Consider the following 9376-nt stretch of genomic DNA (forward strand, 5'->3'; position numbering starts at 1 on the left):
TCCCCTCCCCCTCCCCCTCCCTCTTGGGGGCGGCCGGGGGGGGGGTGTCCCCCCGGGGCGCCCCCGCCGCGCCGCGCCCCCCCCGCGAGAACCGCGGGGCCGGCTCGACCGGCTCCGGGCGCCGCCGGCCGGGACGTCCTCGGCCCTCGGCCGCTCGGGTCTGGGCTGCTCGGGTCTGGGTGCCGCGGTCCGACTGCCGTGGGGTCAGCGGTCGGACACCGGCTCGGCCCCGCCGCCCTCGCCACCGCCGTCGCCACCGTCCGCGGGGGCCGTCGTGGTCGTCGTGGTCTCGGTCGGCGCGGTCGTCTGCACCGGCGGGGAGGTGGTGGTCGGTGCCGTGCTCGGCGCGGTCGGCAGGGTCGACGGGACGCCGGACGGGCTCGGCTGGCCCGATCCGCTGGCGGAGGGGCTCGGGGTCGCCGAGCCCGAGGTCGACGGCCGGCCGGTCGGGCCCACCGGCCGGTAGCTGTGGCCGCCCTCGTCCGTCGGCGGGCCCTCGGTGACCGCGGCGTCCGCGACCGAGTTGCTCGGGGCAACCGCGGGCGCGGTCGTGTCGATCCGGGTGGCCGGCGCATCGGCGTTCCTCGCCGCGCCCAGTGCCGCGCCCAGCGCGGTCAGCGCCACCAGCACGGCGGCCAGCGCGCCGACCAGCGTGCCGCGCCGCCCCGGCCGGCGGGCGGGCGCCACGAGGGCGCCCGGCGCGGTGGCCGTCAGGTCGTCTCGGGTGCGGCTCGATCCGGTCGCACCGCGCAGCGTCACCGGCACCATGGCGGTGGGCGACTCGGACCCGGCCGCGCGGGCCGCCTCGGCCATCGCGGCGGCGGTGGGGAAGCGGTCCGCCGGGTCCTTGGCCAGGGCCCGGGCCACCAGGTCCCGGACCGGCGGCGGGATCTCCGCCGGCAGCTCCGGCGGCTCGTCGTCGAGGTGCCGGACGGCCACCTGCAGCGGGTTGTCACCGGTGAACGGCGGGCTGCCGGTGAGGCAGCAGTAGGCCACCGCGCCGAGCGCGTAGACGTCGGTGGCGCCGGAGACCGGCCGCCCGGCGGCCTGCTCGGGAGCCATGTAGAGGGCGGTGCCGGGCACCGCGTTGGTGCTGGTGATGCTGGTGACGTTGGTCGACCGGGCCACCCCGAAGTCGACCAGCACCACGGTCCCGTCGTCCTGCACGAGCAGGTTGCTCGGCTTCACGTCACGGTGGACGATGCCCCGGGCGTGCGCGCCGTGCAGGGCCTGGGCCACCTGCGCCACGATCGACATGGTCTCGCCGACCCCGAGCTGCCCGGCCGCTTCGATCCGCCGGGAGAGCGGCTCGCCCGCCACGAACTCCATGACCAGGTAGTCGGCCCGGCTGCCGTCGGGCAGCTCGTCCTCGCCGCAGTCGAACACCTGGACCACGCCCGGATGGCGCAGCGACGCCATGATCCGCGCCTCGGAGCGGAAGCGGGCGATGAAGTCGGGGTCGGAGACCAGCGCGGGCAGCAGGACCTTCACCGCGACCGGCCGGCCGAGCACCAGGTCGGTGGCACGCCAGACGTCGCCCATGCCGCCGGTGGCGACACGGTCATCAAGGCGGTACCGACCGCTGAGTACGACGTCGGAAGTCAACACGTCAATACCGTACCCAGAGGGGCCGCAGAGTATTTCCCGCGATCTCTCCCGTCACGACCGGCGGGCGGCCGGAGGCGCCTGGGCCGAACGGTCAACCGCCCCCGCACCGGTCGGCTGACGGTGACGAATCGCGTACGATCGGGCAGTAAAATGTGCCCAGAGGTTCGTGTGTCCGGCTCCGACCTGGTGTTTCGTCCCGGTTCGCCGGCCGCGCAGCGCAACGCGGACGGTTTTCGTTACGCCGACCCGCCGTGCCGGGCCGTAGAGAATTCTCACTCTTTCTCCGGCGGGCGGCACCTTGTCGAACCCACCGGCCGCTCCTAGCGTTGGCCCGGCTCCCGGCCGCCCCATGACGCCGGTACGGTATGTCCGCCGACGGCCGTCCTTACACGGCGGTGTCCATACGCGCGCCCGCACCCTTCCGGTGCTGGTGCCGATCAGGTCAGCGGGGGACTGATGGTGCGGGTGGAGGTCCGGTTGTCCGACCGGGCGGGCGTCGGGCACGCCGGCACCGGTGGGCGCCGGTGCGGGGAGTCGGCACGGCGGGAACGGCGGATCCATGACCGGTGAGCTGAGCGAGGCGGTCGCCGCCGCGCAGGGGGGCGACGAGGAGGCGTTTCGCTTCCTCTACCGCAGCCTGCAGCCCGGCCTGCTGCGCTACCTCACCGCCCTGGTCGGCGGCGACGCCGAGGACGTGGCCTCGGAGACGTGGCTGCAGATCTCCCGCGACCTGCCCAGCTTCACCGGCGGCGAGTTCCGCGCCTGGACCGTCACGATCGCCCGCAACCGGGCCATGGACCACCTGCGCCGGCAGCGCCGGCGGCCCGCCCTGCCGGTGCCCGTCCAGGCGCTCAGCGAGCTGGCCGGCGACGCGGACACCGCCGAGCGGGCCGGCGAGACCATCGGCACCGAGAGCGCCCTGGCGCTGATCGCCAGCCTGCCGCCCAGGGAGGCGGAGGCGGTGCTGCTGCGGGCCGTGATCGGGCTCGACGCGGAGACCGCCGGGCGGGTGCTCGGCCGGCGGGCCGGTGCGGTGCGCACCGCCGCGCACCGGGGGCTGCGGCGTCTGGCCGGGTTGCTGGAGCGCGCCGATGCGGATCAGCCGGCGGACCGGGCCGGGGGAGCGACGCCGCCCCGCGCCCGCACCGGCCGGGGACGGCAGGCGCCGCAGGCGCCCAAGGCCGAGCCGGCGGACGGTTGACGTGGAGGGAAACGGGATGAGTTCTGGCCGGTCCGACTGGCCCGCCGATCCGGCGGACTCGGAGCGCTTCCTCGACGCGGCCCGCGCCGGGACACCTCCGGAGGCGCCGGCCGACCCGCTGGCGCACCTGCTCGCCGCGGCGTCCGCCCCGGGCACCGCGGCGGAACTGGCCGGCGAGGAGCAGGCGCTCGCCGCGTTCCGCGCCGCCCGGGCCAACCCGGCCCCGGCCCCGGCCGCCGCGCCGCGGCCACGACGCCGTTTCCGGGTCGGCGCGGTCCTGGCCGGGCTCGCCGCCACCGCCACCGCCGGGGTCGCGTTCGCCGCGGTGAACCTCGACCGGACCCCGGAGCCGGCGCCGCCGCCGGCCCCCACCACGCCGGGCAGCAGCACCGGTGGTGCGAGCGATCCGGGCTCCCCGACGCCCTCCGGGGGCACGACCCCGAGCGGTGGGGCCTCCGGCGGTGTCCCGTCGAGCGCACCGACACCTGGCAGCTCCGGTGGACCCGGCGGGCCGGCGAGCGCCGGCAAGCTCGCCGGGCACTGTCGGGCCTACCTGGCCAAGTCGGACCAGCAGCGGGCCAAGGCGCTGGAGAGCCCCGGGTTCGCCGATCTGGTGACCGCCGCCGGCGGCGCCGACCGGGTGGAGAGCTACTGCCTGGCGCTGGTGCCGGAGACGTCGCCGGAGCCGAAGCCGACGCCGGAGTCGAAGCCGACGTCGGAGTCGAAGTCGAAGCCGAAGTCGACGCCCAAGCCGAAGTCGGAGCCGAAAGCCGAGCCGAAGTCGGACCCGAAGTCGGACCCGAAGTCGACGTCGAAGCCGTAGTCGCTGAGCGGGCACCGCCCCCGCCGCAACCGGATTCCGGACAAAAATTCATCTCCCCGGGCACGCGGAATCCGTCTGCTAGACAGAAGATGGTGGGACCGCCGACGCCCGGCCGCCACGGCACGGGCGCCGGCCGACAGCGTGGTCGCGCGCCCCGGGGAGAGGAGCCGTCTCGTGGTGATGTCGCCGGAGTTGGACCGGACCACCGTGCTGGGGGATGAGGCGGCGGCCCGCGGGCACATCGCCAGGATCTGCTTCAAGACCGGGCCACCCAGCCTGACCGGCGTCGAGCTGGAATGGACGGTGCACGACGCCGCGGACCCGACCCGCCCGGTCGACCGCGAGCGACTGCACCGGGCGTTGGGACGGCACAGCCCCGTCACCCTCGACCCCACCAGCCCGGCCGCCGGGCTCCGGCGCGGTGGCACCGTGACCGTGGAGCCGGGCGGGCAGGTGGAGATCTCCTCCGCGCCGCGACCGTCGGTCGCCGCGCTCATCCTGGCCACCGAGGCCGACCTCGCCGAGCTGCGGGCCCTCCTGGACGCCGCCGGCCTGGTCCTGGGCCGCACCGGCATGGACCCCTGGCGCCCCCCGCGCCCCGTCGTGGACACGCCGCGCTACCGGGCCATGCGCTCCGTCCTCGACCGGCACGGGCCGGCCGGCCGGGCGATGATGTACAGCACCGCCGGGCTCCAGGTCTGCCTGGACGCGGGCGAGCCGGATCGGCTGGCCGAGCGGTGGGCGGCCGCGCACGCCGTCGGGCCGCCGCTGCTGGCCGCCTTCGCCACCGCCGACCGGCACGCCGGGCGGCCCACCGGCTGGGCCTCCACCCGGATGGCCGCCTGGCTGGCGATCGACCCGGCGCGCACCCGGCCGGTCTGGTCCCCGGTGCGGGCCGACCGCGACCCGATCGCCGCCTGGAGCGGGTACGCGCTGGCCGCGCCGCTGCTCTGCGTCCGCGGCGACGGTCCGGACTGGACGCCGCCCGAGGGCGTCACCTTCGCCGACTGGCTGGCCGGGGCGCTGCCGCAGCCGCCGACCACCGACGACCTCGAATACCACCTCAGCACGCTCTTCCCACCGGTCCGCCCCCGCGGCTACCTGGAGGTCCGCTACCTGGACGCCCAGCCCGGTCGGGAGTGGACCGTGCCGCTGGCGGTGCTGGCGGCGCTCTTCGCCGACCCCGCCACCACCCGGGACGCGCTCGCCGTCGCCGCCCCGGTCGCCGGGGGATGGGTCGCGGCGGCCCGGCGCGGGCTGGCCGAGCGGCCGCTGGCGACCGCTGCGGCCGCGCTGTTCGACCTGGCCCTGGCGGCCCTGCCCCGGCTGGACCTGCCGGCCGGGATCCACGACGAGACGAGCCGAGCGATCCGGCGGCGCCGCGCCGCCGCGGAGAGGGGACACCGGTGACCATGACCGAGCGGCCGGCGATCGAGGGTGAGCGGTTGCGCAGCCGGATCGCCGCCGAGCTGGAGCGCGCCCGCGCCCGCACCGCACTGCTCGCCGACGCGGTGGACGACGACGACCTGGTGCGGCAGCACTCGACGCTGATGTCGCCGCTGGTCTGGGACCTGGCGCACGTCGGCAACCAGGAGGAGTTGTGGCTGGTCCGCGACGTCGGCGGGCGCGACCCGGTGCGCCACGACATCGACGACCTGTACGACGCGTTCAAGCAGCCCCGCCGGGACCGGCCCCGGCTGCCGCTGCTGCCGCCCGCCGAGGCGCGGGCGTACGTGCGGACCGTCCGGGAGAAGGTGTACGACCTGCTGGACGGGATCCGGTTCACCGACCGGAAGCTGGTCGAGGACGGCTTCGCGTTCGGCATGATCGTCCAGCACGAGCAGCAGCACGACGAGACCATGCTCGCCACCCACCAGCTGCGCGCCGGCGGCCCGGTGCTGGACGCTCCGCCGCCGCCCGAGCCTTGCGCCCGGGTGGGCGGCGAGGTGCTGGTGCCGGCCGGCCCGTTCACCATGGGCACCTCCACCGACCCGTGGGCGCTGGACAACGAGCGCCCCGCCCACACCGTCGACCTGCCCGCGTACGCCATCGACGCGGCACCGGTCACCAACGGGCAGTACCGCGCGTTCCTGGCCGACGGCGGCTACGACGAGCCGCGCTGGTGGAGCGCGGCCGGCTGGCGGCACCGGGTCGAGGCCGCGCTGACCGCACCGATGCACTGGCGGCGCGACGGGGACGGCTGGGCGTACCGCCGGTTCGGGCGCTGGTCGCCGGTGCGCGACGACGAGCCGGTGGTGCACGTCTGCTTCCACGAGGCGGAGGCGTACGCGGCCTGGGCCGGCCGGCGGCTGCCCACCGAGGCGGAGTGGGAGAAGGCGGCCCGCTGGGATCCGGCGACCGGCCGGTCGCGCCGCTACCCGTGGGGCGACGCGGACCCGACGGGCGCGCACGCCAACCTGGGGCAGCGGCACCTGTGGCCGGCGCCGGTGGGCGCGTACCCGGAGGGGGCGTCGCCGCTCGGCGTGCACCAGCTCATCGGCGACGTCTGGGAGTGGACCTCGTCCACCTTCCGCGGCCACCCGGGCTTCGCGGCATTCCCCTACCGCGAATACTCGGAGGTGTTCTTCGGCGACGACCACCGGGTGCTGCGCGGCGGCTCGTTCGGCACCGACCGGTCGGCCTGCCGGGGCACCTTCCGCAACTGGGACTACCCGATCCGGCGGCAGATCTTCAGCGGTTTCCGCTGCGCCCGCGACGCCCGTCCCGAGGAGACGGCGTGACGGGAGGCGCCGCCTGATGTGCCGCCATCTGGCGTACCTCGGTCCGCCGGTCAGCCTGCGGAGCCTGCTCTTCGACCCGCCGTACGGGCTGCTGCGGCAGTCCTGGGCGCCCCGTGACATGCGTGGCGGCGGCACGATCAACGCCGACGGCTTCGGCGTCGGCTGGTACCCGGTCGGCGGCGACCCGGTCCGCTACCGGCGGGCGCAGCCGATGTGGAGCGACACGACCCTGCCGGAGCTGGCCGCCGTGACGGTCGCGGGCGCGGTGCTGGCCGCCGTCCGCTCCGCCACGGTCGGCATGCCGCTGCACGAGACGGCGGCCGCGCCGTTCGCCGAGGGGCGCTGGCTGTTCAGCCACAACGGGGTGGTGCGGGGCTGGCCGGACACACTGGTCCCGCTGGCCGGCGGGCTGCCCGTCCGCGACCTGCTGACCCTGGAGGTGCCGACCGACTCGGCGCTGCTCTGGGCGCTGGTCCGGCACCGGCTGCGCGCCGGCGCCACGCCCGGCGACGCGGTGGCCGACACCGTCGCCGCGGTCTCCGCCGCCGCCCCCGGATCACGGCTGAACCTGCTGCTGACCGACGGCGCCACGGTGGCGGCCAGCGTGGCCGGGCACGCGCTGTCGGTACGCCGTACCCCGGGTTCGGTGCTGCTCGCCTCCGAGCCCTCCGACGACGACCCCGGCTGGCGGCCGGTGCCGGACGGCCGGCTGGTGGTGGCCACCGCCACCGGGCTGGAGGTCCGGGAGCTGACGGTCGCCTGACATCCCGTTTCCCACACCGGTAGGAACAGGAAGGACAGCTGATGAGCGCGGAGCCACTGGAGATCCACCTGGAGGAGCAGGACCTCGACCGCGGCCTGCGGGAGGACGTCCGGCTCGGCCTGACCGCGACGCCGAAGTGGCTGCCACCGAAGTGGTTCTACGACGCCCGGGGCAGCGAGCTGTTCGAGGAGATCACCCGGCTGCCGGAGTACTACCCGACCCGGGCCGAGCGGGCGGTGCTGGCCGCGCACGCCGACGACGTCGCCGCGCTGACCGGTGCGAAGACGCTGATCGAGCTGGGCTCCGGCTCGTCGGAGAAGACCCGGCTGCTGCTGGACGCCTTCACCCGCCACGGCGACCTGGGCAGCTTCGTGCCGCTGGACGTCTCGGTCAGCGCGCTGCGCGGGTCCACCGAGCAGATCGCCGCCGCGTACCCCGGGCTGCGGGTGCGCGGCATCGTCGGCGACTTCACCCGGCACCTGGACCGGCTGCCCACCGGCGGCCGGCGGCTGGTGCTGTTCCTCGGCGGGACCATCGGCAACCTGCTGCCCGCGGAGCGGGCCGAGTTCCTCACCGCGATGCGCGCGGCGCTGGAGGCCGGCGACTGGCTGCTGGTCGGCACCGACCTGGTGAAGGACCCGTCGGTGCTGGTCCCCGCCTACGACGACGCGGCCGGGGTGACCGCCGAGTTCAACCGCAACGTGCTGCGGGTGATCAACCGGGAACTGGGGGCGGACTTCGACCCGGCGGCGTTCCGGCATGTGGCGGTCTGGGACCCGGAGCACGAGTGGATCGAGATGCGGCTGCGGGCGGAGCGCCCCGTCCGGGTGCGCGTGCTCGACCTGGACGTCGCGTTCGCCGCCGGCGAGGAGCTGCGGACCGAGGTCTCGGCGAAGTTCCGGCCGGCGGGGATCGCCCGGGAACTGGTCGCGGCCGGGTTCGTCCGGCAGGCGTTCTGGACCGACCCGGAGGGGCTGTTCGGGGTCAGCCTGGCCCGCGCGGACTGAGGCCCGGTGACCCTGTTCACCCGGCGCGGCCCGCCCCCTGATGATCGGCTAGGCTGGGCGGCGCGAAGGGGAGTAGCCCCCAATGTCGTGGTCGACATACTGGTGCGTTCCGCATCCGGCCACGCGGCCCCGGTCCCCGGGGCGGGCGAGACCTTCGACTCAGGCTGTCGCAGCCGGGTCGAGGGCGCCCCGTACCTCGTCCCGGCTTGATCGGGAAGGTTCACATGGACGGTTTCCTCGTCGCGCTGGTGGTCAGCTTCGGCGTCATCTTCGTCGCCGAGCTGGGTGACAAGTCCCAGCTCATGGCCCTGACGTTCGCCACCCGGTTCCGGCCGCTGCCGGTGCTCATCGGCATCACCGTCGCCACCGCGGTCGTGCACCTGGCCTCGGTCGCCATCGGCTACGGCCTCCACGCGGCCCTGCCCACCGAATGGATCTCGCTCGTCGCCGGCCTGGCGTTCCTCGGCTTCGGCGCCTGGACGCTGCGCGGCGACAAGCTGACCGAGGAGGAGAAGCGCAAGGCGGAGAAGAGCAGCCGCCACGCGATCGTCGCCGTCGGTGTGGCGTTCTTCCTGGCCGAGCTGGGCGACAAGACCATGCTCGCCACCATCACCCTGGCCACCAAGTACGGCTGGTTCGGCACCTGGCTCGGCTCGACCCTGGGCATGGTCGCCGCCGACGCCCTGGCGATCCTGGTGGGCCGCCTGCTCGGCCGGCACCTGCCGGAGAAGGCCATCCGGTACGGCGCCGCCGTCCTCTTCGCCATCTCCGGCCTCTGGCTGGTCTTCGAGGCGGTCGCCGAGCTGACCTGAGCCCGCCGGCCGGTTCCGCCTTTCCCGCCGCCTGCGGAACCGGCCGCGGGTGATCGAGGACCGCGTTGGCGGGGTATGCACCTCGGGGAGACGCCGCGGCGGGTGACGACCACCGCCGGGCGTGAGCCACGAGAGGAAACCGGACGACCGGGAGGTCCCGCGCATGAGCAGGCACGACGAGCCCAACGAGTACGGCTTCGCCGGGGGCGCCACGGCTCCGGAGCCGCCGCCGGGCGGGCGCCCCGACGAGCAGGACCGGGCCGAGGAGGTCGCGGTTCCGGGCGACGACTTCACCGAGCCGTTGGCCGACGCGCTGGAGGAGACCGAGGAGCACGGCGAGGAGCGCCCGGCCGACCGCCGCCGCTGAGCGGGCGCGCGCCGCGACGGTGAGCACCACGAAATTGAGCACCGACCAGCCGAG

General features: G+C 75.8%; 9 protein-coding genes. 8 read left to right on the top strand and 1 reads right to left on the bottom strand.

Translation table 11 applies throughout. The features are described from left to right. Positions 1 to 204: 204 nt before the first annotated feature. Complete coding sequence (locus ABZS80_RS33075) at positions 205 to 1608, bottom strand: protein kinase (RefSeq protein ID WP_355062122.1); 1404 nt, start codon at positions 1606 to 1608, stop codon at positions 205 to 207. 559 nt (positions 1609 to 2167) lie between these two features. On the opposite strand from ABZS80_RS33075, the gene ABZS80_RS33080 reads away from it, so the two are divergent. From ABZS80_RS33080 to ABZS80_RS33115, 8 genes are all read left to right on the top strand, one after another. Then, on the top strand, positions 2168 to 2809 hold the full coding sequence (locus tag ABZS80_RS33080; RefSeq protein ID WP_355062127.1) for an RNA polymerase sigma factor: 642 nt from the start codon (positions 2168 to 2170) through the stop codon (positions 2807 to 2809). Between the two features lie 16 nt (positions 2810 to 2825). Beyond that, positions 2826 to 3632, top strand: a complete 807-nt coding sequence (locus tag ABZS80_RS33085; RefSeq protein ID WP_355062129.1) for a hypothetical protein — start codon at positions 2826 to 2828, stop codon at positions 3630 to 3632. 174 nt (positions 3633 to 3806) lie between these two features. Then, complete coding sequence (gene egtA / locus ABZS80_RS33090) at positions 3807 to 5042, top strand: ergothioneine biosynthesis glutamate--cysteine ligase EgtA (RefSeq protein ID WP_355062131.1); 1236 nt, start codon at positions 3807 to 3809, stop codon at positions 5040 to 5042. Between the two features lie 2 nt (positions 5043 to 5044). Then, a complete protein-coding gene (gene egtB / locus ABZS80_RS33095; RefSeq protein WP_355062137.1) occupies positions 5045 to 6373 on the top strand; it encodes an ergothioneine biosynthesis protein EgtB in 1329 nt (442 codons plus the stop codon). A 16-nt stretch (positions 6374 to 6389) separates the two neighbouring features. Then, positions 6390 to 7136 (top strand): ergothioneine biosynthesis protein EgtC, encoded by a 747-nt coding sequence (gene egtC / locus ABZS80_RS33100; protein ID WP_355062132.1) that lies wholly within the window; start codon positions 6390 to 6392, stop codon positions 7134 to 7136. Between the two features lie 41 nt (positions 7137 to 7177). Next, complete coding sequence (egtD, locus tag ABZS80_RS33105; protein WP_355062134.1) at positions 7178 to 8143, top strand: L-histidine N(alpha)-methyltransferase; 966 nt, start codon at positions 7178 to 7180, stop codon at positions 8141 to 8143. A 224-nt stretch (positions 8144 to 8367) separates the two neighbouring features. Beyond that, positions 8368 to 8955, top strand: coding sequence for a TMEM165/GDT1 family protein (locus tag ABZS80_RS33110; protein ID WP_151460495.1), 588 nt, complete (start codon positions 8368 to 8370; stop codon positions 8953 to 8955). Between the two features lie 163 nt (positions 8956 to 9118). Continuing rightward, complete coding sequence (locus ABZS80_RS33115; protein WP_355062136.1) at positions 9119 to 9322, top strand: hypothetical protein; 204 nt, start codon at positions 9119 to 9121, stop codon at positions 9320 to 9322. Positions 9323 to 9376 lie beyond the last annotated feature (54 nt).

It is taken from the genome of Micromonospora sp. NPDC005305, from assembly GCF_040607315.1.
GTDB lineage: Bacteria > Actinomycetota > Actinomycetes > Mycobacteriales > Micromonosporaceae > Micromonospora.

What these genes read in the sequence shown, in the direction of transcription:
- egtD (WP_355062134.1), top strand. Translation starts at nt 7,178, where the DNA reads ATGAGCGCGGAGCCACTGGAGATCCACCTGGAGGAGCAGGACCTCGAC.
- ABZS80_RS33080 (WP_355062127.1), top strand. Translation starts at nt 2,168, where the DNA reads ATGACCGGTGAGCTGAGCGAGGCGGTCGCCGCCGCGCAGGGGGGCGAC.
- egtC (WP_355062132.1), top strand. Translation starts at nt 6,390, where the DNA reads ATGTGCCGCCATCTGGCGTACCTCGGTCCGCCGGTCAGCCTGCGGAGC.
- ABZS80_RS33115 (WP_355062136.1), top strand. Translation starts at nt 9,119, where the DNA reads ATGAGCAGGCACGACGAGCCCAACGAGTACGGCTTCGCCGGGGGCGCC.
- ABZS80_RS33110 (WP_151460495.1), top strand. Translation starts at nt 8,368, where the DNA reads ATGGACGGTTTCCTCGTCGCGCTGGTGGTCAGCTTCGGCGTCATCTTC.
- ABZS80_RS33085 (WP_355062129.1), top strand. Translation starts at nt 2,826, where the DNA reads ATGAGTTCTGGCCGGTCCGACTGGCCCGCCGATCCGGCGGACTCGGAG.
- egtB (WP_355062137.1), top strand. Translation starts at nt 5,045, where the DNA reads ATGACCGAGCGGCCGGCGATCGAGGGTGAGCGGTTGCGCAGCCGGATC.